The 23,883-nt window shown below is 65.9% G+C and carries 27 protein-coding genes; 12 read left to right on the top strand and 15 right to left on the bottom strand.

The annotated features are described in order from the left end of the window. Positions 1–222: 222 nt before the first annotated feature. Positions 223–612, bottom strand: a complete 390-nt coding sequence (gene fer / locus AC0QDI_RS13395; RefSeq protein ID WP_474668916.1) for a ferredoxin Fer — start codon at positions 610–612, stop codon at positions 223–225. 492 nt (positions 613–1,104) lie between these two features. Continuing rightward, a complete protein-coding gene (locus tag AC0QDI_RS13390) occupies positions 1,105–2,286 on the bottom strand; it encodes an inorganic phosphate transporter (protein WP_474668914.1) in 1,182 nt (393 codons plus the stop codon). A 340-nt stretch (positions 2,287–2,626) separates the two neighbouring features. Between AC0QDI_RS13390 and AC0QDI_RS13385 the strand changes: the two genes are divergently transcribed. Then, positions 2,627–3,331 (top strand): hypothetical protein, encoded by a 705-nt coding sequence (locus tag AC0QDI_RS13385; protein ID WP_474668912.1) that lies wholly within the window; start codon positions 2,627–2,629, stop codon positions 3,329–3,331. Between the two features lie 21 nt (positions 3,332–3,352). On the opposite strand, the gene AC0QDI_RS13380 is transcribed toward AC0QDI_RS13385, so the two are convergent. The 3 genes from AC0QDI_RS13380 to AC0QDI_RS13370 all read right to left on the bottom strand — a co-directional run bounded on the left by AC0QDI_RS13380 (position 3,353) and on the right by AC0QDI_RS13370 (position 7,006). After that, positions 3,353–3,778 (bottom strand): universal stress protein, encoded by a 426-nt coding sequence (locus AC0QDI_RS13380; protein WP_474668910.1) that lies wholly within the window; start codon positions 3,776–3,778, stop codon positions 3,353–3,355. A 41-nt stretch (positions 3,779–3,819) separates the two neighbouring features. After that, positions 3,820–4,983: an inorganic phosphate transporter gene (locus AC0QDI_RS13375; RefSeq protein ID WP_474668908.1), complete on the bottom strand. Its 1,164-nt coding sequence runs from the start codon at positions 4,981–4,983 to the stop codon at positions 3,820–3,822. A 163-nt stretch (positions 4,984–5,146) separates the two neighbouring features. Further along, positions 5,147–7,006 carry an SLC13 family permease gene (locus AC0QDI_RS13370; RefSeq protein WP_474668906.1) on the bottom strand — a complete coding sequence of 620 codons (1,860 nt, stop codon included), beginning with the start codon at positions 7,004–7,006 and terminating at the stop codon, positions 5,147–5,149. A 118-nt stretch (positions 7,007–7,124) separates the two neighbouring features. Between AC0QDI_RS13370 and hisA the strand changes: the two genes are divergently transcribed. Continuing rightward, complete coding sequence (gene hisA / locus AC0QDI_RS13365; RefSeq protein WP_474668904.1) at positions 7,125–7,877, top strand: 1-(5-phosphoribosyl)-5-[(5-phosphoribosylamino)methylideneamino]imidazole-4-carboxamide isomerase; 753 nt, start codon at positions 7,125–7,127, stop codon at positions 7,875–7,877. A gap of 211 nt (positions 7,878–8,088) precedes the next feature. Here hisA and AC0QDI_RS13360 read toward each other — a convergent pair whose 3' ends face one another. Then, entirely contained in the window at positions 8,089–9,585 is a 1,497-nt protein-coding gene (locus AC0QDI_RS13360; protein WP_474668902.1) for a TrkH family potassium uptake protein, read from the bottom strand. 109 nt (positions 9,586–9,694) lie between these two features. Continuing rightward, positions 9,695–9,961 (bottom strand): DUF8028 family protein, encoded by a 267-nt coding sequence (locus tag AC0QDI_RS13355; protein WP_474668900.1) that lies wholly within the window; start codon positions 9,959–9,961, stop codon positions 9,695–9,697. Positions 9,962–10,233: 272 nt separating this feature from the next. Here AC0QDI_RS13355 and hisB point away from each other — a divergent pair, with 272 nt between their 5' ends. Next, complete coding sequence (gene hisB, locus AC0QDI_RS13350; protein WP_474668898.1) at positions 10,234–10,821, top strand: imidazoleglycerol-phosphate dehydratase HisB; 588 nt, start codon at positions 10,234–10,236, stop codon at positions 10,819–10,821. Positions 10,822–10,910: 89 nt separating this feature from the next. Here hisB and AC0QDI_RS13345 read toward each other — a convergent pair whose 3' ends face one another. After that, complete coding sequence (locus AC0QDI_RS13345; protein WP_474668896.1) at positions 10,911–11,633, bottom strand: hypothetical protein; 723 nt, start codon at positions 11,631–11,633, stop codon at positions 10,911–10,913. 150 nt (positions 11,634–11,783) lie between these two features. Here AC0QDI_RS13345 and AC0QDI_RS13340 point away from each other — a divergent pair, with 150 nt between their 5' ends. Further along, complete coding sequence (locus AC0QDI_RS13340) at positions 11,784–12,287, top strand: amino acid-binding protein (RefSeq protein WP_474668894.1); 504 nt, start codon at positions 11,784–11,786, stop codon at positions 12,285–12,287. 93 nt (positions 12,288–12,380) lie between these two features. On the opposite strand, the gene AC0QDI_RS13335 is transcribed toward AC0QDI_RS13340, so the two are convergent. Further along, positions 12,381–12,800 carry a DUF7522 family protein gene (locus AC0QDI_RS13335; protein WP_474668892.1) on the bottom strand — a complete coding sequence of 140 codons (420 nt, stop codon included), beginning with the start codon at positions 12,798–12,800 and terminating at the stop codon, positions 12,381–12,383. A 162-nt stretch (positions 12,801–12,962) separates the two neighbouring features. Between AC0QDI_RS13335 and AC0QDI_RS13330 the strand changes: the two genes are divergently transcribed. Further along, positions 12,963–13,577, top strand: a complete 615-nt coding sequence (locus AC0QDI_RS13330) for an IMPACT family protein (RefSeq protein WP_474668890.1) — start codon at positions 12,963–12,965, stop codon at positions 13,575–13,577. Between the two features lie 45 nt (positions 13,578–13,622). Here the strand turns inward: AC0QDI_RS13330 and AC0QDI_RS13325 are convergent, their stop codons facing one another. Further along, positions 13,623–14,471 carry a hypothetical protein gene (locus AC0QDI_RS13325; protein ID WP_474668888.1) on the bottom strand — a complete coding sequence of 283 codons (849 nt, stop codon included), beginning with the start codon at positions 14,469–14,471 and terminating at the stop codon, positions 13,623–13,625. Positions 14,472–14,663: 192 nt separating this feature from the next. On the opposite strand from AC0QDI_RS13325, the gene AC0QDI_RS13320 reads away from it, so the two are divergent. Beyond that, entirely contained in the window at positions 14,664–14,864 is a 201-nt protein-coding gene (locus AC0QDI_RS13320; protein WP_474668886.1) for a YgaP family membrane protein, read from the top strand. Between the two features lie 53 nt (positions 14,865–14,917). On the opposite strand, the gene AC0QDI_RS13315 is transcribed toward AC0QDI_RS13320, so the two are convergent. Together AC0QDI_RS13315 and upp are read right to left on the bottom strand one after the other, a co-directional pair. Further along, positions 14,918–15,295, bottom strand: coding sequence for a cupin domain-containing protein (locus AC0QDI_RS13315; RefSeq protein ID WP_474668884.1), 378 nt, complete (start codon positions 15,293–15,295; stop codon positions 14,918–14,920). An 84-nt stretch (positions 15,296–15,379) separates the two neighbouring features. Then, positions 15,380–16,057, bottom strand: a complete 678-nt coding sequence (gene upp, locus AC0QDI_RS13310; protein WP_474668882.1) for a uracil phosphoribosyltransferase — start codon at positions 16,055–16,057, stop codon at positions 15,380–15,382. A 201-nt stretch (positions 16,058–16,258) separates the two neighbouring features. Here upp and AC0QDI_RS13305 point away from each other — a divergent pair, with 201 nt between their 5' ends. The 3 genes from AC0QDI_RS13305 (at position 16,259) to AC0QDI_RS13295 (ending at position 19,085) form a co-directional block, all read left to right on the top strand. Next, a complete protein-coding gene (locus AC0QDI_RS13305; protein ID WP_474668880.1) occupies positions 16,259–16,981 on the top strand; it encodes a DUF5828 family protein in 723 nt (240 codons plus the stop codon). A gap of 90 nt (positions 16,982–17,071) precedes the next feature. Further along, the gene (locus AC0QDI_RS13300; RefSeq protein WP_474668878.1) at positions 17,072–18,265 is read left to right on the top strand and encodes an inorganic phosphate transporter; all 1,194 of its coding nucleotides are present in this window, start codon (positions 17,072–17,074) and stop codon (positions 18,263–18,265) included. 88 nt (positions 18,266–18,353) lie between these two features. Beyond that, positions 18,354–19,085 carry a hypothetical protein gene (locus AC0QDI_RS13295; RefSeq protein ID WP_474668876.1) on the top strand — a complete coding sequence of 244 codons (732 nt, stop codon included), beginning with the start codon at positions 18,354–18,356 and terminating at the stop codon, positions 19,083–19,085. Positions 19,086–19,096: 11 nt separating this feature from the next. Here AC0QDI_RS13295 and AC0QDI_RS13290 read toward each other — a convergent pair whose 3' ends face one another. Continuing rightward, positions 19,097–20,506 carry a hemolysin family protein gene (locus AC0QDI_RS13290; RefSeq protein WP_474668874.1) on the bottom strand — a complete coding sequence of 470 codons (1,410 nt, stop codon included), beginning with the start codon at positions 20,504–20,506 and terminating at the stop codon, positions 19,097–19,099. Positions 20,507–20,618: 112 nt separating this feature from the next. Here AC0QDI_RS13290 and AC0QDI_RS13285 point away from each other — a divergent pair, with 112 nt between their 5' ends. From AC0QDI_RS13285 to AC0QDI_RS13275, 3 genes are all read left to right on the top strand, one after another. Continuing rightward, positions 20,619–20,924, top strand: a complete 306-nt coding sequence (locus AC0QDI_RS13285; protein WP_474668872.1) for a glutathione S-transferase N-terminal domain-containing protein — start codon at positions 20,619–20,621, stop codon at positions 20,922–20,924. After that, positions 20,924–21,439: a redoxin domain-containing protein gene (locus tag AC0QDI_RS13280; RefSeq protein WP_474668870.1), complete on the top strand. Its 516-nt coding sequence runs from the start codon at positions 20,924–20,926 to the stop codon at positions 21,437–21,439. Before AC0QDI_RS13285 ends, AC0QDI_RS13280 begins: the two co-directional genes overlap by 1 nt. 61 nt (positions 21,440–21,500) lie before the next feature. Then, positions 21,501–22,085: an L-threonylcarbamoyladenylate synthase gene (locus AC0QDI_RS13275; protein ID WP_474668868.1), complete on the top strand. Its 585-nt coding sequence runs from the start codon at positions 21,501–21,503 to the stop codon at positions 22,083–22,085. A gap of 292 nt (positions 22,086–22,377) precedes the next feature. On the opposite strand, the gene AC0QDI_RS13270 is transcribed toward AC0QDI_RS13275, so the two are convergent. Further along, positions 22,378–23,064, bottom strand: a complete 687-nt coding sequence (locus AC0QDI_RS13270) for a CRISPR-associated protein Cas4 (protein ID WP_474668867.1) — start codon at positions 23,062–23,064, stop codon at positions 22,378–22,380. Positions 23,065–23,238: 174 nt separating this feature from the next. After that, complete coding sequence (locus AC0QDI_RS13265) at positions 23,239–23,829, bottom strand: conditioned medium-induced protein 4 (RefSeq protein ID WP_474668865.1); 591 nt, start codon at positions 23,827–23,829, stop codon at positions 23,239–23,241. Positions 23,830–23,883 lie beyond the last annotated feature (54 nt).

Here is a 23,883-nt window from a genome sequence, read left to right as displayed (position 1 = left end):
AGCGAACGACCGAGCGCCGTCAGTCGGCTCGGATGGCGGAAACGGCGAAACGGGAGCGACAGTAGCCACTGACAGTCACTGTACACCGGACCGTACGGTCGTCTCGCGATCGGTACAACCCGTTCTAGTACGGGCTATAGACGGACGAGACGCCGCGGGAACGGGAACGAAAATACGCCCCGAAGACGGGGGAACAGTCGAACGGCGACTGGCTGATGCAGTTTAAATGACGCGGTTCTGCAGGTAGTCGAGGTGCTTTGCGTTGTAGACGATCTTGACCTCGTCGGTCTCGGCCGATCCGATGCAGGTCAGGCGGACGTCTTTCTCCTCGACCTCCTCGTCGGAGAGGATCTGCTGCATGTCCATTTCGATCTCGCCGTCGAAGACGATCGCCGCACAGTTCGCACAGGCACCGGCGCGACACGAGAAGGGCCAGTCGTAGCCCTGCGCCTCGGCCGCCTCGAGGATGTATTCGCCCTCGGCGACGTCGAGCGTGCCGTAGTCCTCTTCGTCGAGGCCGGCGTCCGCGGCTTCGTCGAAGAGGTTGTCGTCGTCCATGTCCCAGCCCTGGTCGTCCAGTACTTCGTAGTTGAGGTATTCTACCGTGGGCATCACTCTGCGGTTCGAGGGCCGCATTGGTATAGCTTGCTGTTCAGTCCTAAATTGTCTTTGAGTCAGAATTGACCAATTCGAAGGAAAGAATGCGGTGATTCTATACAAGACTAGCGATCGAACGGGAGAGAAAAAAGAAATGTCCGAACGTGTTCCCCCGAGCGACGCGTTTGTTGCCGGATTCGAAACCAGCATCGTTCGTCCCGATACGATCCGTGGACCCGCGAGGCGCCGCTCGAGGCCACCCGGTCGTGGTAGTCTACGACGCTTCGTCGCGACTCGGCGACTAGAGCCCGACACCAGGCCGCTCCGACGATCACCATCACGGGTTGGAACGGAAAAGCGAATGACACGGCACGACGGAAACGGTTTCCCGGCCCGTCAGCGGTCGGCTACTGGGGCCGTGCTCTCAGACGGTTCGCTGTACCGATGGACCGGCGCGACCGCAGGCCGGCTCGCGCTCGCGCCGGAACTGACTGACGGCAGACCGTCTCAAAACCCGAATATTGGAACGAATCGGAACGTGAGATAGGCGCCGATCGTCGAGATCGCCGGGACGACGTTCTGCATGAGGATCACGCGGGCGGTCGTCGAGGGGTCGAACAGATCCGACGCCTGCGGGATATCCTCGGGTTCCTCCTCGCCGATCTGGGGGGAGCGTTCGCCCTCCTCCTCGGCGGTCAGCGCACCGACCGAGACGCGCGTTTCCTCGCCGGCTCGGACCCCCGAGAGGGTCGTCGTGCGAGTGGCACGTCCCCAGCCCAGCCCGACGATACTCATCGTCGCGATGACGACGAAGCTCGCGGGGATCCCGATCGACGAGAGTCCCACGACGATTCCCGAACTGATCACGGCGACGACGATCGCCGCCGTCAGCGGGAGGTTCGTGATGTCGTTCCCGAGCGTGTCGAGGGTGCGGCGGGCGATGGTAAAGCAGCCGACCGCGACCGCCGCCGAACCGATCAGGATCAGCGGCACCATGTCGACGTCGCCGGTCCCGTAGATCGGTGCGATCGCGTTGGCGATATTGCTCGTTCCCGATGCGAAGCCCATCAGACAGCCGATACCGACGACGACCATCGCACCCGTGATTTCCCGACGGGTGGCACCAGCGCCGAACTGGAGCCGCGGGGCGAGTCCCGAGCGGTCGATCGTGACCATCGGCCGTCCCTCTTGTTGCCCTTCGATGGCGACCCAGGCGTTGATTCGGGGGTAGAAGTACCGCCCGACGACGCCGGCGACCCAGAAGCCGGTGATCGGGGCCACGACCCACCAGATGACGATTTCGCCCAGCACCTCGAGGTCGAGTTCGCCGGTCGCCATTCCCAGCGCGGCGATCGCTCCGACCGCGGTCATCGACGTCGAGGCGGGGACGCCGGCGTAGTTGCCGACGAACAGCGCGCCGCCGATGAAGAAGAGCACGGCGACGTTCGATCGCATCGTGAAGATCGAGGTGTCGGTGACGAGTTCTTCGCCGAGCGTGGTGACGACCTGCGGACCGATGGTATAGGCCCCGACGAAGAAGAATACCGACATCAGTCCGGCGGCCATCACTTTCGTGATCACGTTCGCGCCGACGGCCGGTCCGAACGCGGGCCCGGTCGTCGAGCCGCCGATGTTGAACCCGACGAAGATGGCGACGAGAATCCCGACGATCAGCAGTACTTCCGGCACGTTCGGTAGTCATGCGATCCGACCCTAAAAACGCGCTTATTCGCCTCAGTGTCGGCGAGCCACCAGTTAGGTCCCACTCGCTCGAGGAGCCACCCGAACTTCGTCTCGATACCTGACGAATACGCTACTCGAGCCCGACCGGTCAGGACGGGAACGACAGTGACAGCGCTCGTTCGTCCCGACCGGGAACCCAAAGGATTTCACCGAATCGGACCCTGTCGTACAGTATCATGTTGTCACGCGCGTACTCAATTCAGTCGGACGGCGATCCGAAGGACGGACGACGGTTCTCGCGGTCGGAGAGCACGTCGATCGATGGGGCTGCGACTGTTGGTCGGCCATGAGACCGGCGCGCATCGACGCGATCATCGACCTCGCGTACGGCGGGTTGATTCTGCTCGCGGTCGTCCTCATCGCGACGCTCGATATCCGCGTCGGGCTGACGTTCGGGCTGGGAGTCTTCGCCTCGTACGTCCTCCACGTCGTCTGGAAGATGGCCCGGTTCGACCCCGACTGGATGACGTCGACCGTCCAGGAAACCGTCGAGAAGTCGGTCGAGCGGTCGGTCGAGGAAACGGTCGGCGAGACCGTCGAGAAACAGGTCGAAGAAACGGTCGATAAGACGGTCGGTGACACCGTCGAGCAAACCGTCAGTGAGACCGTCGACGAAACGGTCGGCGAGACCGTCGAGAAAACGGTGAGCGAAACCGTCGAAGAGACGGTTGACAAGACGGTCGGTGACACCGTCGAGAAAACGGTGAGCGAAACCGTCGAAGAAACGGTCGACGAAACGGTCGGTGACACCGTCGAGAAAACGGTGAGTGAAACCGTCAAAGAAACGGTCGATGAGACGGTCGGTGAGACCGTCGAGGAGACGGTCGAAGAAACGGTCGGCGATCAACTCGAGGAGGTACAGGCCAAGGTCGAATCCGTCGACGAGCGCGTCGACCGCCGGCCGCGAGAGGACGAAGTCGAGGAACTGCTCGAGGAATCGGACGGCGGCGACCGAGACGACGGCGACCGGGACGACCGGACCGAGGACTGACCGGTTCCGAGGCCGGCCCGCTCACCGAACGACCACGACTGGGACCGGTGATCGACGGACGACTTTCTCCGCGACGTTCCCGACGAACAGTCGGTCCGAAACGGTTCCGCCGTGCGCACCGATCACGACCGTGTCGTAGTCGTCAGCGCGGTTACTGATCGCACGAACCGGATGGCCGAGTTCGACGACGGTCTCGAGGTCGGCGTCGCCGTCGGCGTCCGCGACGATGTCACGTGCGCGGTCGAACACCTGCTGTGCGTGTTCCCGAGCGATCTCGTCGAGATCGTCGGCGAGCGCGATCCCCGCGGCCTCGCCCCACATCGGCGACGGCTCGCCGACGACGCGCAAAACGGTTATTGCGGCGTCAGGATACGCCTCGAGAGCGTACTCGAGAGCACGTTCGCTCATCTCCGAGCCGTCCATGGGAACGAGAACGCGGGCGATCATAGGCGACCGACGATCGAGAGCGAGATAAACGTGGTGGGGCCTCAGACGAACGGGACCATGACGAAGAAGCCGTAGGCGAGAACCGTCGACATCGACGGACCGATGATCCACATCGAGACGTACTTCATGATGGCCCGCGGGTTGAACAGATCGCCCGCGTTCAGGGCCTCCTCGGACTCTTCCTCACCGATCCGCGTGACCGGGGCCTCCGGCTCCGCTTTCAGTGCGCCCATCGACAGCTCCGCGTCGACCCGACCGCGAACGGCGTCTCGAGCCGTGACGGGGCGGGTGGCTCGCCCCCAGCCGAGGCCGACGATCGTCATCACGGAGGCCATCACGAGGCTGATCGGGATCCCGGCCGCCGAGAGCAGGGTCGTGATCGTCGACGCGGTGATCATGACGACGAGGGCCGCCAGTAGCGGGATATCGCTGAGTTCGCTGCCGACGGACTCCATCGTCCGGCGGGCGATGGTAAAGCCGCCCAGCCCGATCGCGACGGTCGCGATGATAATCGCACTATCGGCCCCGAGCGCGCCGCTGCTGACCAGCGGCGCGACGGCGTTCGGGACGTTGCTCGCACCGGCGCTGAACGCCATGTAACAGCCGATAACGAGAACGACGATCGTTCCGACGAGCTCCTGCGGGGTCGTGTTCGGACCGAGGCCGATCGAGGGGAGCGATCCGGTCCGGTCGACGGTGAGCAACGGCCCGTCGGTCGCCGAAATCTCGAACCGTCGATTGAGTTCCGGGTAGACGTACCGGCCGACGAACGCGCCGATCCAGAGGGCGAGGATCGGCGTGACGATCCACCACGAGATGATCCAGCCGATCGTCTCGAAGTCGAGGGTCCCCGTCGCCAGCCCCAGTCCCGCGATCGCGCCGACGGTGGTCATCGACGTCGGGACCGGGACGCCGAAGACGTTCGCGATGAGGATCCCCAGTCCGATGAAGAAGAGGACGGCGACGCCCGCCGCGAGCGAGATTTCGATCGTGATGATGTCGCCGCTGAGCGTGTCCATCACGTTTCGGCCGACGGTCCAGCCGCCGAGAAAGACGAAGAACGTCATCAGTCCGGCCGCGGACGCCTTGCTGAGGAGACCGGCACCCACGGCGGGCCCCCACGCGATTCCGGTCGACGAGCCGCCGATATTGAACCCGACGAAAATCGAGGCGACGATTCCCACCAGAAGAACGGTTTCGACCATTCATCGGTAGTACAGGGATGCTCCTGAAAGAAGTACTGAAACCGGTCCCCGCGAGAGCGCCGCGATACTGCAATCCGGCGACACTGTGGTGCGACTGGCGGCGCGGACGGTTCCGGTGGACGGTTCGACTGACGGCTCGCGTCACGAGGGGCAGCGAGTCCGATCACACCCCCCAGAAGACCGCGATTCCGAGGACGGTCACGATCGACAACACCACCTGCAGCGGCGCGCCGATCCGAGCGAAGTCGCCGAATCGGTAGCCGCCGGGGCCGTAGGCGAACAGGTTCGTCTGGTAGCCGATCGGGCCCAGAAACGCGGTGCTCGCGGCGAAGGTGACCGCGAGCACGAACGCGAACGGGTTCGCGCCGATCCCCGCGGCCGCCGCCGCCGCGACGGGGATCAGGAGGACGACGCTGGCATTGTTGCTGATAATGTTGGTCAGCAAAGCCGTGAGCAGGTAGAACAGCCAGAGGACCGCGATTTCGGGAAGCGGTCCCGCGGCCTCGACCACCGCGAACGCGAGCAGCGCCGCTCCGCCGCTGTCCTCGAGGGCGATCCCCAGCGGGATCACGCCCGCCAGCAGAAAGATGATGTCCCACTCGACGGCGTCGTAGAGTTCATTGGGCTCGAGCACGCCCGTGACGACCATCGCGACGACGCCGGCGAGTGCGGAGATGAGGATGGGATACAGTTCGAGAGCGGCGACGACGACGACGGCGAGCATGATGGCGACGGCGATCGGTGCCTTCTCCGTGCGGTAGTCGGGTCGGGGCGGTTCGCGGGCGACGATTACGTCGTCTTCGCGGGCGAGCCGGTCGAGCGCGTCCGGTGGAGCCTGAACGAGCAGCGTGTCGCCGACGGCGAGGCGCTTACCGACGATGCGTTCCCCGACGAGTTCGCCCCGACTCCGCATCCCGAGCACGGCGGCGTCGAACTCCTCGCGGAACCACTCGAGGTCGAGGTGGTCGCCCACGAGTCGCGAATCGAGCGAGACGACCAGTTCCGTGAGCACGCCGTCGGCCGCCGTCACGGCGTCCGCGGTTTCCTCCGGTCGGCCGACCGGTTCCACACCGGCGGCGTCCTCGAGGGCCGTAATCGCGTCCCGGTCGGTCCGGACGACGAGGACGTCGCCCTCCTCGAGGGTCGTCCCCTGTCGCGGTGCGATCGACCGCTCCTCGTCGCGGACGACCTGCACCACGTCGATATCGGGACCGAGCGCTGCGGTCGCATCGCGGACCGTCTCGCCCACGAGCGGCGATCCCGGGACGACCGCAACGTCCGCGATGTAGTCGCCGACCGCGTAGGCCTCGAGGTAGTCCGCGTGCGGCGGCACGCGCTCGGGCAGGAGGTAGTGCCCGACGAAGATCAAGTATAGCGAGCCGACGATGACGACGATGGCCCCTAACTGCGTGAACTCGAACATCGAAAATCGGTGGAGTTCGGGGTATTCGGAGCCGAGTCGTGCGCTGACGTCGCTCGCGAGGATGTTGGTGGAGGTGCCGATGAGCGTGAGCATGCCGCCCAGCTGCGAGGCGTAGGAGAGCGGGATCAGGAGCTTCGACGGCGACGTGTTCCCCCTGTTCGCGACGTCGGTAACGACCGGCACCAGCAACGCGACGACGGGGGTATTGTTCAAAAAGCCGGAAACGGGGGCGGTCGCGGCGACGGTCGCGAACACCTGTTTTCGAGTGCTTTCGCCCGCGAACGCGGCCATCCGGCGACCCAGTTCCTGGACGGTTCCGGTCCGGCTGATGCCGCCGCTCAGGATCAGCATGGCCAGCACGGTGATCGTCGCCTCGTTCGCAAAGCCCGAGATGCCGGTCTCGGGGTCGACGCCGGTCCAGGGCTCGAGCACGACCAGCACCACGATCAGCAAGATCGCGGTCACGTCGATCGGCAGGCGCTCGGTGAGAAAGAGGACGAGCGCGAGGGCGACGACGCCGAACACGACGAGCATGTCGGTCGTCACGTCGGATCGAGGCACAGTCGCTTGTGCGAGGAAATCGCACGCCGACAGCGGCATGAGACGAGCCACACCGACCACACATGTAACAATTCTGTTGAAAAGGCGTACAGTGTCGCGGCGATGGTCGTTCGGCGAAACCGTCGCCTTTACTCGCGCCGGCCTCGCGCACTCGAGTATGAACGACGACGCGAGCGGCGAGTTCGAGGAGTTCGAGGTGATTCCGGCGGTCGACATTCAGGACGGCGAGGTCGTCCAGCTCGTCCAAGGGGAACGCGGCACGGAGAAAACCTACGGCGATCCCGTCGCGGCCGCCCGACGGTGGATCGACGCCGGCGCGAGGACGCTCCACCTCGTCGACCTCGACGGCGCGTTCGAGGGCGAGCGGCGGAACGCGGACGCCATCGACGCGGTGATCGACGCCGTCGACGTCCCGACCCAGCTGGGCGGCGGAATCCGCACCGCCGAGGGCGCGATCGATCTCCTCGAGCGGGGCGTCGACCGCGTCATCCTCGGTACCGCGGCGGTCGAGAACCCCGACATCGTCGCCGAAATTAGCGAAGTCCATCCGGACAGCGTGGTCGTCAGCCTCGACGCGAAGGACGGCGAGGTCGTCGTCGAAGGCTGGACCGAAGGCGCGGGACTCTCGCCCGTCGAGGCCGCACAGCGGTACGACGACCTCGGGGCCGCCGCGATCCTCTTTACGAACGTCGACGTCGAGGGCCAACTCGAGGGCGTGGCGACTAAACCTGTCCGCGAACTGGTCAACGCGACCGATATTCCCGTCATCGCCAGCGGCGGTGTGGCGACGCTCGAGGACGTCCGAGCGCTCGAAGCGGCCGGCGCGGCGGCGGTCGTCGTCGGCAGCGCGCTGTACGAGGGGAACTTCACGCTCGAGGACGCGCAGGCCGCGGTCGGCTCAGATGAGTAGTCGCATCTAACCCGTTTTCAGTGGCCGGGAGCGCGGCTCGAGCAACGCGAGAGCCGTGTGACTCGGGGGAGGGCAGGCGGTTTCCCGACACTCACCGCGAGCGAACCCGAAGGGTGAGCGAGCGGGCCGACGACCGACCTGTAAGGGAGGGAGGAGTGCTTTTATACTAAATTTTGCCGAGGGCCGCCGAATGCGGCCCGCAGAGCAAAATTTAGGACCGCCAGAACTCCGGCGTCAACAGGACGAGCACCGGGATGATTTCGATGCGGCCGATCCACATCATGACGATCATCACGGTGCGAGTGAACGGCGAGAAGGCCAGATAGTTGTCGAACGGGCCGGCGACGCCGAACGCGGGCCCGATATTGAGGAAGATCGAGGCGGCCGCACCGAGGGCATCGAACTCGTCGACAGGGGAGCCGATTCGAGCGGCGTCGACGACGATGACGACCGTCAGCAGGAAGAAGATCACGAGCGCGAGCATGACGTACGTGAAGACGTCTCCGATGGTCTCCTCGTCGACCACCGTGTCGTCGAGTCGGACCGGCCGAACGGCGTCCGGGTGAACGGCGGTAAACAGGTTTCGGCGAAACGCCTTGCTGATCACGAGCCAGCGAAGCGACTTGATCGAACACGTCGTCGACCCGGCCATCCCGCCGGTGAACATACAGAGGAACAGCATGTGCTTCGCGCCGGGCGACCAGAGATCGAAGTTCACCGAGGCGTAGCCCGTCGTCGTCACCATCGACACCACGTTGAAGAGTCCGTGACGGATCGTCGGCTCGAGTCCCATCGCGAGATCCGGGTCGAGCGCGAGCATGGCGACGACGATCGTCGTGATCGTCGCGAGGATACCGGCGTAAAAGCGGAACTCGGCGGACTCGAGCGGCCGCCGGAAGTCGCCCTGGGTGATGGCGTAGAGCAGCACGAAGTTAGTCGCGCCGACGATCATCACCGGGATCAGCGTCCACTGGATCGCCGGCGAGAACGCGCCGATGCTGTCGGGCTCGGGTGAGAAACCGGCCGTGGAAACGCTCGTAAGGGCGTGTGTGACGGCGTTGTAGAGAGTCATCTCGGGCGCGAGTCCGACGAGGTGGAGCGCGAAGAGAGCGCCCGTCGTGAGGACCGTCAGTCCGACGTACAGTCCCCAGATGAGACGAGCGGTCTGATCGAGGTGGGGATGGAGCTTGCGGACGTTCTGCGTTTGGGATTCGGTCTCCATCAACTGGGCACCGCCGACGAGCAGGTGCGAGAAGAGGCCGATCGCGACGATCAGGATTCCCAAGCCGCCGAGCCACTGGAGGATCGCCCGCCAGAGCATGATCGCCCGGGAGTGGACGCTGAAATCCGCGATCACGGTCGCGCCGGTCGTCGTCACGCCGCTCGTGCTTTCGAAGACGGCGTTGACCGGCCGCGCGAGCACGCCGTCGCCCGCGACGAGGAACGGAATCGCGCCGACCAGCGCGACGCCGAGCCACGTCAGCGCGACCATCAGGAACGCCTCCCGTTGTCCGATCTCGCGCTCGTCGGTCAGCGCCTCGAGGCCGGTGCCGAGGACGACGGTGACGACGACGGTGACGACGAACGGCAGCGGATCGTCGCCGTCCACGAGCGCGAGCGCGAGCGGCCCGCCTAACGAAACGGCGAGCCACTTCAGGATCGTTCCGGTGAGGCTACAACTCGAGCGCCAATCGACGCGCAACGACATCTAGTACCAATCACGTTGGTAACGGGAGGCATAACAGTTCGGAACGGGACTGATTGGACGGAGTGGACCGAAGCGGGAGAACCGTGACTGCCGGCAGCGAACCGAACGCTCAGTGCTGGTCGTAGCCGTGACCCACGTAGAGAGCGAAGACGTTGGCCGCCAACAGGACGATGAACGCCAGCGTGACGTTCGGATCGCCGAGTCCCTGTGCGAGGAGGGGGAGATGCACGAACGGGAGCGCGATAGCGACCCAGAACGAGAGGAACTGGACGGGAGCTTTTACCGAGCGAAGCAGTCGATTCCGCTCGTGCTGGGACTCCGGCTCAGGGTTCGACGGAGCGATCGATTCGTTCGAAACGGGGGAGGGATTGGACATCGAGACGGGACACCTCTTCTCGATTACGACATTCACTCCCCGGATCATATAACGGCACGAATATTGTCGCCGTTTCGGCCCGTTTTACCGACGTACTGTAATCATACTATTGTTTTCAAATGCCCTCAGAAACCGTTAGACGTTTTACTATCCATTCTGAGCCATTTTCCCGGAATTTCTCCGAATTGCCCGGGCCGCCCTCCGAGCGGCGGCCGGCGGCCGGCGGGGAGACGAGCGGAATTCCCTTGTACCGGGGGCGGCATGAGTTCGTCATGAGCGAGCGAACGGCGACCCGTACGCGCGAGACGGCCGAGACCTCGATCGAGTGCACGCTCACGATCGACGGGACCGGGACGGCCGAGATCGACACCGGCATCGGTTTCTTCGATCACATGCTGACGTCGTTCGCCAAGCACGGCCTGTTCGACCTCGAGGTCGAGTGCGACGGCGACCTCGAGATCGACGACCACCACACGGTCGAGGACGTCGCGATCGTCCTCGGCGAGGCGTTCGACGAGGCGCTGGGCGACCGATCGGGGATCGTCCGATACGCCGACCGACGGGTCCCCCTGGACGAGGCCGTCGCCGGGGCCGTCGTCGACGTGAGCGGTCGCCCGCGGTTTTACTTCGACGGGACCTTCTCTCAAGAGTCGATCGGCGGGTTCACCAGCGACATGGCGCGGCACTTCGGCGAATCGCTGGCGATGAACGCCGGAGTGACGCTCCACCTCGAGGTCGCCGGCGAGAACGCCCACCACGAGGTCGAAGCGCTGTTCAAGACGCTGACTCGAGCGCTCGACGACGCGACGCGGATCGACGAGCGGCGAGAGGGAGCGCCCAGTACGAAGGGAACGCTCTAGTCGTCGGCCAGCGCTGTCGCGATCGCACGTATTCGGTCCGAGCGGTGCCTCGAGTCGCTGCCGGGCGACCGCATCCGAGCTGCGGTCTGCTACGGACGGCGCAACGTTCCCTGCTCTTCGACGAACTCGCCGTTCTCGACGGCGTGATCGACGACCGCTTCGACCTCGTGGCGCTCGAGGTCGTAGGCACCCGCGGCGAGCTCCTCGACGGCGCTGCGCGTCATGGGAAACTCGCGGTTCCGAAGGAGCCGGACGACCTTGCGGTAGGTCGCCGGTGGGCGGGTCGACGCGGACGGCGAGTTCTCGTCGCTGGAGACGACGACTGCCTCCGCTCGATCGTCGGCTTCGGTCGCGGTACCGGATGCAATCGACGTCTCGCCGTCGTCTGTCGCCTCGCCGTCGTCCGTCGCCTCGCCGTCGTCCGCCGTCTCGTCCTCGTTCGCCGTGTCGGTGCCGGTCGGACGCTCGTCGCGCTCGAGCGTGATCCCCTCCTCGCGGCTCGCGGCGATATTCGGCTCGTGTTCGGTGCCGTTCGGATCGGCTCCGGCGGCGAGGCTCGACCCGTCAGCGGTCGACCCGTCGTCTGTCGTCTCGAGGGCGTCGGCTGCGCTCCCGTCGTCTGTCTCGACAGCCGTCTCGGCTCCGGCGCGGGCGAGCAGCGGTTCGAGCAGCGTCTCGAGTCGCTCGCTGCAGTCGGAACAACAGACGACGCGGCGCTGTTCGGCCTCGGTCGGCTCGAGTTCGGGCGGGACGATTTCGAACGCACCGACGGCGTCGTCGGCACAGAAGTCGCAGTTCCGGAGTGCGCGCATAGCGTCGGTTAGCACGGAAACCGTGAAAAATCATCCGTCAGACGAACAGTCACGCGATCGTATTGCTCTCCGCGCTCGAGACGAAACGCTGACGCGGCGCGAGACCGATCGCCGGGCATTATACCGACGCGTGCGTACACCCGGGAACGAATGTTCGACGAGATCATGGAGAAGTTCGAGGGATCGCCGAGTCAACAGGCCGTCATCCGCCTGCTGCTCGAGCGGGGCTTCTCCGTCAACGACGACGGACGGGTCGTCTCTGGCGGCATCGAGATTCCGAACACGGGGATCGCTCGCGAGATCGGCGTCGACCGACGGGTCGTCGACTCGACGACCGACGTCATCCTCGACGATCCCGAACTCCGGCGCATCTTCCAGAACATCTCGCAGGTGCCGAGCCTGATGGACCTCGCGCCGGTGTTGGATCTGACGGTGCTGTCGGTCGCCGTCGACGACGCCGAACGGGAGGGGATCGTCGCTCGAGTCACGGGGACGCTCGCGGACAACGGCATCTCGATCCGCCAGACTATCAGCGAGGACCCCGAGTTCACCGACGAGCCCAGACTCTACCTGATCACCGACGAAACGCTCTCGGGGGAGGTAATCACCGAGATCCGCGACCTCGAGTTCGTCCGGAAGATCGAACTCCAGTAGTCCGTGCGAGTCAGACGGACTGTCGGACGTCAGTTTCGGAGCAACCGCGGCCCGTCCTGCGATTGCTCCGGTACATCGTCACAGCAAACCGTCTCAATCGTCGGCGTCGTCTGAATCGGCCGCGGCGACTGCGTCTGCGAACTCGTCGAGCACCGCCGCGAGTGCGCTCGTCAGTTCCTCGAACCTGTCGATCGACATGTCGTCGGTCGTCACCCAGACGCCGTGGGGGCCCCGGATCACCCGCGAGAGGAACCCGTTCTCGAACATGCGGATCGTCGCTTCGTACTCGCCGAGTTGCGTGTTCCGATAGGCCGACTGCGAGTGAAATCCCAGTCGCTCGTGGTCGGCGAAGCCGATCAGATCGGCGGTCTGCTCGAGGTCCGAGCGGAGGTAGAGCTGTTCGACGTCGTCCTCGGTGAAGTAGGTGATACTCCGCAGTTCGTCCCCGACCGTCGTCCGGCAGACGCTGTGAATTTCGTCCGCGAGCTCGGAATCGATCGTATCGCCGTTCATGTGTGCACACATGGCACCCGAGAATAATAGCGTCTGTGGTCCGGGCGAACCCAACGGGACGCCGCCGCTCGCGACGTGGGGGGACCGACGGTCTCTTTCCGTCGGCCGACGAATCGCCGCCATGAGCAGCGTCGGGACCCGACAGCGGCGGGGTGGCCGAGCGTGAGCAGCGCGTACCGAACCGTCGCGACCGCCGCCACCGTCGAGTTCGTCGTGCAGGGGTCGGAGTTCATCGGCCACGTCCGCCCGATCGACTCCGTTCCGGCCGCCGAAGCGTTCGTCGACGCCGTCGGAGACGAGTACGCCGACGCGACCCACAACGTGCCCGCCTATCGCGTTCGAGACGGCGACGACGCGGACGGCCACTTTCTCCGGGAGTACTCGAGCGACGACGGCGAGCCCTCCGGCTCGGCCGGCAAGCCGGCGCTGAACGTCCTCGCACAGCAGGACCTCGAGAACTGCGCGGCCGTCGTCACGCGCTACTACGGCGGCACGAACCTCGGCGTCGGCGGCCTCGTCCGGGCGTACTCCCGCGCGGTGAAAGAGGCAGTCGAGGCGGCTGAGATCGTCGAGGAACGACCGCACGAGCGGCTGGCGATCACCGTCGCGTACGACGACTCCGGGACCGTTCGCTCGATCCTCGAGAGCGAGGGCTACGAGTTCGAGGCCGACTACGAGGCCGAGGTCAGGTTCGACGTTCGGGTTCCGCTCGCCGAGGGCGACGCGCTTCGGGATCGCGTTCGGAGCGCGACGAGCGGTCGGGCCGACCTCGAGTGAGTGCGAACGCGGAAAGAGTGCGACACTAACAGATTCGAGGCCGCGTTACGGCGCGCCTGGCGCGCCGTTCCGAAGGGACTGACGGTGGCGTTCGATCTCCGTCCGTGCGGCCTCGAGGTCGGCGAGTTGGTCGCGCTCGAAGCGCACGTCGAAGAAGCCGCGATCGAGAACGAGTTCGTCCTCGCGGAGCCGAACGTGCGAGATATCGGACCACCGCACGAGCGAGCGGGTGTACGGTCGTCGCTTGACGAGACCGACATCGTGGACGCTGATCGCAGGTGGGTTCCCCAGCGATCCGACCCGCCACCGGCCCTCGGCGAGGCTGGTGACTATCCAGAAGATCGCGACTCCCGTCCACACGATCGACGGCAGCCAGTCACCGGAGAGGGCATTGGCTACACCCAGTAACAGCCACATGGCGAGGAGGATCGCGTCCAGTTTCGGGGTCCCCGGCGGCTCCCACTGCCACGTCGCGGCGGGCTCGTCGTCGGTGATCGAATCGACGTAGCAGGTCTCCGCCAGCCGCATGACAACGTACCCGGCGATCGCCACGGCGACGGCAAGCGCCGCGACGAGGAACCGGAACTCGAGCCAGCCGAGTAGCGCAGCGCCGACGGCGACGCCGAACGGTGTCGCCGAGAGGGGAAGGGCAACCCGTCGAAGCCGGCTCCGACCGAGGCGTATCGGGAGTTCGCGGACCCGCCTCGCGAGTGCGATACCGACGAGCGCGCCACCCAGGAGACCGATCGCGGCCGCCCCGCTGACAGCGTTCGAGGCCGACTCCGTGACCGTCAGAGCGACCGCGACGAGCCCGGCGACGAGCGCACCGACGTAGCCGGCGAACGCGAGTCGAAACGCCGTTTCCGCCGTTCCGGTGTTCCGGTCGCCAGTCATAGGCGGTCCTATGTCGGGTCGTGTTAAAATGGTATGGTTATCGTCGCGGATAGTACTCCTGTGACCGTCCGTTCGATGACCGGTTCGTCTGGATCAGGCGACGAGAAAATCCGTAGACTACGGCGAGGTTCGACCGGAAACGGAGGGGTTGCAAGGGACACCGATATCCGCGTCTCGCTGCTCCGGCGAAATATGGACAGAAACGTGGGAGGGTTCGACCGTCTCGGCCGCGTTATTCTCGCGACGATACTTCTCGTGGTCGGCTATCGAAACCGAAATCGAACGCTCGGCGCGCTGGCGTTCGTCGCCGGGAGCGACCTCCTCGCGACCGCAGTCATCCGGCGCTGTCCGGTGAACGCGCTGCTCGGTATCGACACCTGCGGGACCGAGTGACGGCGGTGGAGCGAACGAAACACGCCCCTCGAGAGCGTGCGCTTGCGACCCGCTCACTCGTCGGGGTCGTACGCCACGGCGTCGCCGTCGACCGGCGGGGCGCCGATGGCGACGACCGAGACCGGCCCGTCGGCGTCTTCGGGGTTATAGGCCCGATGCGGTGCCTCGGGTTCGGCCGCGAACATCGATCCCGCAGGGACCTCGAGTTCGCCCTCGGGCGTCTCGACGTGGAGCGTCCCTGAGAGGACGACGAACGCCTCTTCCTGCGTTTCGTGGTAGTGGTAGGCCAGCGGCAGCTGTTCGCCCGGCTCCGCGTCGAATCGGTTGATCGCGACCGCGTCCATCCCGGCCGCCTCGCTCAGTCTGCGGAGATCGCAGGGCCGACCGTCGACGCGCTCGAGATCGTCCGGATCGACGACGCTGTAGTCCATGCGGTTCGATTCGGACCGATCCGCAAAAGTCCGTCGGCGCTCGTCGATCACGCGGCCGCGCGGGAGCCGTCGATTGACGGACGCTCAGGTCGTCCGGAACGCCCGATCGCCGGCGTCGCCCAGGCCGGGGACGATGAACCCGTGCTCGTCGAGACGGTCGTCGATCGACACCGTCAGCAGGTCGGCCTCGTCGAACTCCTCGTTGACGCGAAGGAGCCCCTCGGGTGCCGACACGGCCGAGAGGACGATCAGGTTCTCCGGCTGGACCGCGTTACCGACGATGTGTTCGAGGACGGTACACATCGTACTCCCCGTCGCGAGCATCGGATCGGCGATGATGACCGTGTCCTCCTCGTGGATCTCGGGCAGTTTGACGTAGTCGACCGTGATGGGGAAGGACCCGTCCTCGGCGCGGCCGGCTTCCTCGTCCCGACTCGCGCTGATGACTCCCTGTCGCGCTCGCGGGAAGGCCTTCAGCAGTCCCTCGACGAACGGCGTCGCGGCGCGCAAGACGTTGATGATCACGACGTCGTCGAGGCCGCGGACGCGCTCGCCCATCGTCGCCTCGAGGGGCGTCTCGATCTCGACGTACTCGGTCTCCATCCGGCCGTCGATGATCTCGTACCCACAGATTCGGCCGAGTTTGACCAGTCCCTTGCGGAAGCTGACCTGTTCGGTCTCGACGTCGCGAATGCGCGAGAGGGTGTCCTTCGCCAGTGCGTGCGTGATGAGGTGGGCGTTATCCCGGTCTTCGATCGTCATATCTCAACAGCCACTCGCCGGGTAGTTCACAGTATCGATCAGCCACAGTCGAGGACCAGCGGGCCGTCTCGAGACACCGCTCGAATACGAGCGGGGCGGTACCACGGCCCAAATGCAAACTGATCGAGCGGTTCCGTCAGTACAGGCGGGTGACGGCAGAGAAGTTTATACCTGTCCGCACGCTATCAGTCGGCCAGCCGAATGGAAGAGAGCATCTCGGGGTTCAAGGTTCGCGGTGACTGGGGCGACATCGTCGAACACGGCGAGCGGATCACGCGCGCGCTTCGAGACGCCGGCGTCCACGAACCGGAGCAGGACGCCGACGCGCGTTACGTCGCCGCGTTCGAGGAGTGGGACGAGTGGCGCCCCAAGGCCCACGAAACCCTCGATTCCGACGTCAGTGAAAAGACCGCCGATCAGGCCAGCGTCGAGGAGGGCAAAGGCGAAAAAGCCGGCAAAGAGCCGGACGAGGACATCAAGACCGCCGGCGAGAAGCTTTCGGAGTCGTACGAACAACTCGAGGAGGACGACGCCGGGGCCGCGATGGACAACTGGAAGGAATCGATCGATTACGTCGCCCGGGCGGCCGACTCCGCGAGCCGCAAGGCGTTACGGCGGGTCGAGGACACGGTCTACCAGAACGTGATGACCCAGCTCGCGCCCTACTACTTCGACAACGAACTCGTCAGCGCCAACGTCCAGCAGTCGACCCGCAACGGCGGCAACGGCGAGCAGTTCGTCTTCGAGGTCAACGTCAACGACGACGACCTGAAAGACGAGGTCTCCGACCGCCTCGCCGAGTACGAAGACGAGGTCGACCGCTGGCACGTCGAAGTCGAGAAGGACACCGACGCCGCCGAAGCCATCGAGGGCGCGGAGCCGCCGCCCGAGCCCGATGACAACTCGCGGTCGACGACCAACTGAGCGGGCCGGCCGGTTCACGCTGCCAGCGGCCGCTACTGCCGGCCGACAGTCGGCACACACTTGTAGGGGCCGCTAATAGGGACCGGATAGATGGTCGATATCGCCACGTTCGGCACCTTCGCCGTGGCCGCAGTCGCGAGTCTCTTCATGGCCTGGGCGATCGGTGCCGGCTCGAGCGGCTCGACGCCGTTCGCACCGGCCGTCGGCGCGAACGCGATTTCGGTGATGCGAGCCGGGTTTCTCGTCGGGTTGCTCGGGTTCGCCGGTGCGGTCCTGCAGGGCGCGAACGTCTCCGAGGCGGTCGGGACCGGACTGATCGGCGGCGTGACGCTGTCGTCGCTCGCCGCCACGATCGCCCTGCTCATCGCGGCCGGGCTGGTGGCGATCGGGATCTTCACGGGGTATCCGATCGCGACCGCGTTTACCGTCACCGGGGCGGTCATCGGGACCGGGCTCGCCATGGGCGGCGATCCCGCGTGGGCGAAATACACCGAAATCGCTACGCTGTGGGTACTGACGCCGTTCGTCGGCGGCGGTATCGCCTACGCGGTCGCTCGGGCCCTCCGCGCCGAGGCGGTCGCGGAAGAGTACCTCATCATCGCGCTGGCCGCCGTCGTCGGCGCGATCGTCGCCAACATCGAGTTCGCGATCCTCGGCTCGCCGGGAGCCGGCGGGGCGTCGATCGCGCAGGTGGCGGGCGGTTCGCTCCCCGGCCCGGCGATCGCCGGGACCGCGGCCGCGACGCTCGTCATCGCGGCGGCCTGGGCGGGGGCGATCGCGCTGGATCTCAACAACGGGACCGAACGCGGCGAGCGACACTTCCTGCTCATCCTCGGCGGGCTCGTCGCGTTCTCCGCCGGCGGCAGTCAGGTCGGGCTGGCGATCGGGCCGCTGATCCCCCTCTCGGGCGAGCTCGAGCTCCCGCTGATCGCGATGCTCGTCGGCGGCGGCTTCGGGCTCCTCATCGGGTCGTGGACCGGCGCACCGCGAATGATCAAGGCGATCTCGCAGGACTACTCCTCGCTCGGGCCGCGACGGTCGATCGCCGCGCTCATCCCCTCCTTTATCATCGCGCAGGCCGCGGTCCTCTACGGTATCCCGGTCTCGTTCAACGAGATCATCGTCAGCGCGATCATCGGGAGCGGCTACGCCGCGGCCGGCGCGGGCGGCGGCGTCAGCCCCCGTAAAATGGGCTTTACCGTGCTCGCGTGGATCGGTTCGCTCGCCGGCGCGATCGCCGTCTCCTACGTCGCCTATATCGCCGTCGCTGCGGTCGTGCTCTGAGACGGACTCCCGTGCATCATTGTCACACCTGATCGGACGAGTCGAGCGACATCGAACGGTCTTTACACGACGGGTCGCGAGTGCGAGTATGGACGAGGACGCCGTCGACGTCACCGAAGCCCCCGACGAGACGACCCAGTGGCGACGCGACGCGAGCACCTCGCGAACCGTTCGACTCCTGTGGACCTTCGGCGTCGGCACCTTCTTCGCCGCGATCGGCACCGTCGTCTCCTGGCGACTGTACAGGGTCGCCGGCGAGATCGGCGGCGGAGCCGTCGTCATCGCCCTCATCGCCGCGCTGGCCGCGACGGTCCTCGCCCTCGCCGCCACGAACGACACCGAACGGCATCTCGAGCGGCTCACCCGACCGCTCCCCGTCGAGGTCCCGTCGGGAACGAAACTGGATCGAGCGATGGACGCCGCCGTCGGTGCGGTCGTGATGGGAGCGGTCATCGGCGCGCTGATGGGGATCGGTCGGTACGTCTCGCAGAACGAGCTCCTGGCCGTCGGTGCCGGCCCCTTCACCGGCGCGGCCGCGCTACTGATTCCGATCGCCCTCTTCGCGCTCGTGTTCGCCTCGTTCCTCCAGTCGGTCGGCGCGCTCGACCGCGGGGACCGCACGATCTACCTCTACGAACCGGATCAGGCGATCGATCTCTCGGTCATCGAAGACGTTTCGATCCGGACGATCGGCGACAGCGCCGTGATGACGCTCAGCTACGCCCAGCCGGACGGCCAGTACGTCCAGGGGCCGAGACGGCTCGTCGTCCCGCCCGCAGTCGCCCGCGACGTCGCGGCGATCGTCGACTCGCAGCGCTGATCACTTGCTCGTCACTCGTCGTTTTCGTCGATCTCGAGTGGCGCGGCACCCGGTTTTTCATCCGGTTCGGGTTCCGCGTCCGTGCTCTCGAGTTTCTTGAGACGGGCTTTCATGATGCGGGTATTCTCGACGGACTCGACCGTGATGCGGACGCCGTCGTAGGTGATCTCCTCGCCCTCCTCGACGAGCCGGCCCGCTCGATTGAAGATGAAGCCGGCGATGGTCTCGAACTCCTGACCCTCGGGGAGGTCGATCTCGAGGGACTCGTTGACGTCCTCGATATTCACCTCGCCCCGGACGAGGACGGTGTCGTCGTCGATCTCCTCGATCGGCTGTTCCTCGCCGCCCTCGAGGATCTCGCCGATGATCTCCTCGATCATGTCCTCCATCGTCACCAGCCCCTCGGTGGTCCCGAACTCGTCGATCACGATCGCCATGTGCATCCGGTTTTCGCGCATCTCGGTCAGCAGCTCGTCGACGTTCTTCGATTCGGGAACGTGTAGCGTCGGCTGGATGAGATCCGCGAGCTCGAGTTCGTCGTTCGCCGACTCGCCGTAGTTGAGATCGCGGACGAGATCGCGGATGTGGACGACGCCCTGGACGTTATCGAGACTTCCCTCGTAGACCGGCACGCGGGCGTGACCGCTCTGAATACAGGTTTCGATGGTCTCGTCGATCCCGGCGTTTTTCGGAACGGCCGTCATATCCAGCCGCGGGGTCATCACCTCCTTGACGATCGTGTTGTTAAAGCGGAATATCCGCTGGAGCATCTCGTGTTCTTCCTCCTCCAAGACCCCCTCGCGCTCGCCGGACTCGATCATCTCCTGGATCTCGTCGCGAGTGACGTACGGCGTCTCGATCGCTCCCGTCGTCGAGCCGGTGAGGCGGTTGAGCTGTCGGGTGAGATAGTCGAAGAGGACGACGAGGGGGAGCATCAACCGCTCGGCGGCTTTCAGCGGCCTGGCGACGCGAATCGACCACGATTCGGTGTTCTCGACGGCGTAGGACTTGGGCGCGCTCTCGCCGAACAGCAAGACGACGGCGGTGATCCCGAGCGTCGCGGCCAGGACGGCCGCCAGACCGCCGAGATACAGCCCGAGGAGGGCCGTCGCGATCGACGACATCGCGATGTTGACGATGTTGTTCCCGACGAGAATCGTCACGAGCAGCCGATGGGGGTCCTCCTTCAGCGCTTTCACGCGCTCCGCGCCGGGAATGCCGTCTTCGGCCATCCCCTCGACGCGGTGTTTCGGGATAGAGAACAGCGCGATTTCGGACGACGAGAAGAACGCGGAGAGACCGACGAGGACGACGAGGGCGAGCGTGCCGAGAATCGTCACCATCGACTGGTCGATCTCGAGACCGACCACTGGGATCTCGTAAACAGCGAACACGACCTCGAGGGGCGGAGACAACGCCATTGATGTACAGGCTTACAGCCGGATCGGTTAACCGTTTCCCATTTTAGGATCGGTGACGGGTATCGCCGCCGGCGACGACACGTTTACCCGGCCCTCTCCCCTACATTCGTCTATGAGCGAGACCGCCGAACCACCGATCACGTTCTACCGGCTCCAGGGCTGTCCGTACTGCGAGCGGGTCACCCGGCTGTTGAACGAGTACGACCTCTCGTACCGATCGCGGTTCGTCGAACCGATGCACTCCGACCGGAACGTCGTGAAACGCGTCGCCGGCGTCCGAGCCGTTCCCGTCATCGTCGACGAGAACACGGGCGTCACGATGGCTGAAAGCGCCAACATCGTCGACTACCTCGAGTCGACCTACGGCGAGGGGAACCGCCCCGACGCGGCCGCGGCGAGCGCGGGAGGTAACGACTGATGCCCGACTTCGAGGTCGTCGAGTTGGGTCCGGCGGACCACCCCGAACCGGGCGAGGCGGCCCCCGACTTCACCCGACCGCTCGTCACCGACGAGTTCTGGGAGGATCGGACGCTGTCGGACCTGGTCGGCGAAACCGACGGCCGGACGATCCTCGTCTTCACGCCGATGACCGGCTCCTTCGTCGCGAAGTACGTCTGGGACGAGCTCGCGGACCGACACTGGGACGAGCGCGCAGGCCGGGTCGTCGGCCTCACGGCATCGACTCCCTACGGTGTCAAGCGCTTCCTCGCGGACAACGACTCCCCCTTCGCATTCTTCAGCGACCCCGGAAACGAGGTCGCGGCGTCGTACGGGATCGCCCACGACCTCGACGGGATGGCCGGCGTCAGCGAACCGCGCGTCGCCTTCTTCGCCCTCGACGCAGATTGCACCGTCGAGGGCGCGTGGGTCGCCACCGACTGGCCCGACTTCCCCGACTACGACGACCTCGAGGACGAACTCGGCCTCGAGTAGCGACCGTCTCGCCCGCGAGTCCCGATACATTTTTGCCCGCCATCCGCCGATTTCGAACCGAATGAGCGAACTGGACCGCGCGGCCGACGCGATCGATTCGGGGGCACTCGTCGTCTATCCGACCGAGACGGTCTACGGCCTCGCCGCGGACGCGCTCGAGCCCGACGCAGTCGATCGCGTCTTCGAGGTGAAAGGGCGCGACCGGTCGAAGCCGCTTTCGTTCGCTGTGCCGTCGGTCCCGTCGGCGCTCCGGTATGTCCGCGCGACCGATCGAGAGCGGCGGTTCATGGCGACGTTTCTCCCCGGCCCCGTGACCGTCCTCTGTCGGCGACGCGAGGCCGTCCCGGACGAACTCACGGCGGGGCGCGAGCGCGTCGGCGTCCGCGTGCCGGATCACGACCTCGCGCTCGCGCTCTGCGAGCGGGCCGGCACCCCGATCACCGCCACGAGCGCGAACGTCAGCGGCCGGGAGAGCGCGCGAAGGCTCGCGGATCTCGATCCCGAGATCCGGGCGGCCGCGGAAGTCGTCCTCGAGGGAGGCGAAACCGACGGCACCGAGAGCACCGTCGTCGACGTCTCGAGCGAGACGATCCACCGGCGCGGGGCGCAGGCCGACGAGATCGACGCGTGGCTCGAGGACGCCTAACAGAAGGGGATGCGGTCAGTAGCGAGGACCACTGTTTCACTTCGGACCGGTCACCCGGCGTGCGGTGGCGCGCGCTGGGCCGCGGTTCACCGCGGCGCAACGCCGTGCGAGGGATGAGTGAGCGCCGAGAGGCGCGAACGAATCGGCTGGGGAGGGCGTGGCGATTCCCTGCCGCCACGATAGCAGGACGCTTCATCTCACCAAGTCACTATCAAAACCCACTGTTCCATTCACACGCCTATCGAATGGAGCGACTCGAGCCGCCTGCATCGATCGAAACCCCGTTCCGTCACTATCCGAACCCCAACAGCGACCGCAAGGTCCGCGTCTTGACCCCGCATTCGGCCGCGAACTCGCAGGACTCGCACTTCGATCGGTTGTTCGTCCGCCCGGGCGGACCGTCTAACTCGCGAACCGCCCGCAACGCGCTCCGGTACTGCGCCTTCCGTCGCGTCGTCAGCTCGATCGAGCGAATCACGCCGTAAGCCGGATACTCGAGCCAGGCCCGCTCCACCGGCACCTGGTGCTCCCAGGCCAGCGCCTTCGCGGCCGCGACGGCGTGGACCGACTGTGACTTCCAGACGCCGTTTTCGGGCGGCTCCCCCGACGAGATCAGCGCCGGCTCGAGCGGGTCCGCGAGCACCTTGTGGACGATTCCCCGGCAGTGTCGGCCGGTCGCAAACACCTCTCGATCGGCGGGCTCACTGAGGCGTTCCCACTGGCCGCTCCCCTCGAGTCGGTCCCGGGTCGCCGCCAGCCGATCGCGGTAGCGAACGGAGGGGACGGCGATCGGTTCGGACTCGAGGGCTCCCGACGGGGCCTCGAGTAACTCGTCGTACCGAGCGGCGAGCGCTCGAATCGACTCGACTTCGGGCGGCGGCTCGCGGTCCTCGTCCGGCAGCATCCGCTGATAGTAGCACTTCCGCGGACAGTAGGCGGCGGTCCGCAAGTCGCTAAACGAGACGGGCGTGCGAGTCACGCTCCGTCTGGCCGCTCCTTCTCGTAAAAAGCCTCGGCCGGCTGTCGACCGAGCGGTCGCGTCGCTCGCGCCGGCTGCGTTCATCGACGATTCATACGGACTGCTGTGAGTCAGTTCCGGAGCAACCGCGAACCGTCCTGCGGTTGCTCCGGTACATCGGTACAGCAGACCGTATCAGAACTCGACTTCGGTCTCCATCCCCTCCGTCGCGTCCTCGAGGCCGTCCTCGCGGAGGTCGGACGTCATGCGCTCGGAGAGATCGGCGTCGGCGAGGACGCTGTCGAACTCGTCGCGGTAGCGGTCGTTCGCCGCGCGAGACTGGTCTTCCGCCTCGGCGACGCGGCGGTACCGCCGGATCCGGGCCTCGCTCACGTCGTACTCGTCGGCCAGCGTCGCGTCGTCCTCCTCGCGGTCGCGGATCGCCGCGAGGTCGACCTCGTCCGCATCGGTCTCGCCGACGAGGTGTAACGACAGTCGCGCCTCGAAGACCTCGTCCGCGTCGACCCCCAACTCGTCGGCGACGTCGTCGTCGCTCCGGTCGTCGTAGAAGCCCCTGGCGACCGTGATCAACTCGTCGTCCGAGAGCGCCGTTTCGAACTCGTAGCGCTCGCGCATCTGCTGGACGACGCTCTCGAGGCGCTCCTCGTCCGACCGCTCGTCTCGCTCGAGCGAACCGCGGGTGTTCTCCTGCGATTCGGTGACGGTTTCCTCGCCATCGGTGACGTCGGTGAAGATATCCCGGAGTTCTTCGGTTTTGTCGTTCATGGGTGGACACTCCAGACGGGAGTCTATTTAAGCCTGTTGCCAGATCACGTTGGG

The organism is Natrinema sp. LJW11 (genome assembly GCF_056135975.1).
This window is presented reverse-complemented; position numbering and strand designations above follow the sequence as displayed.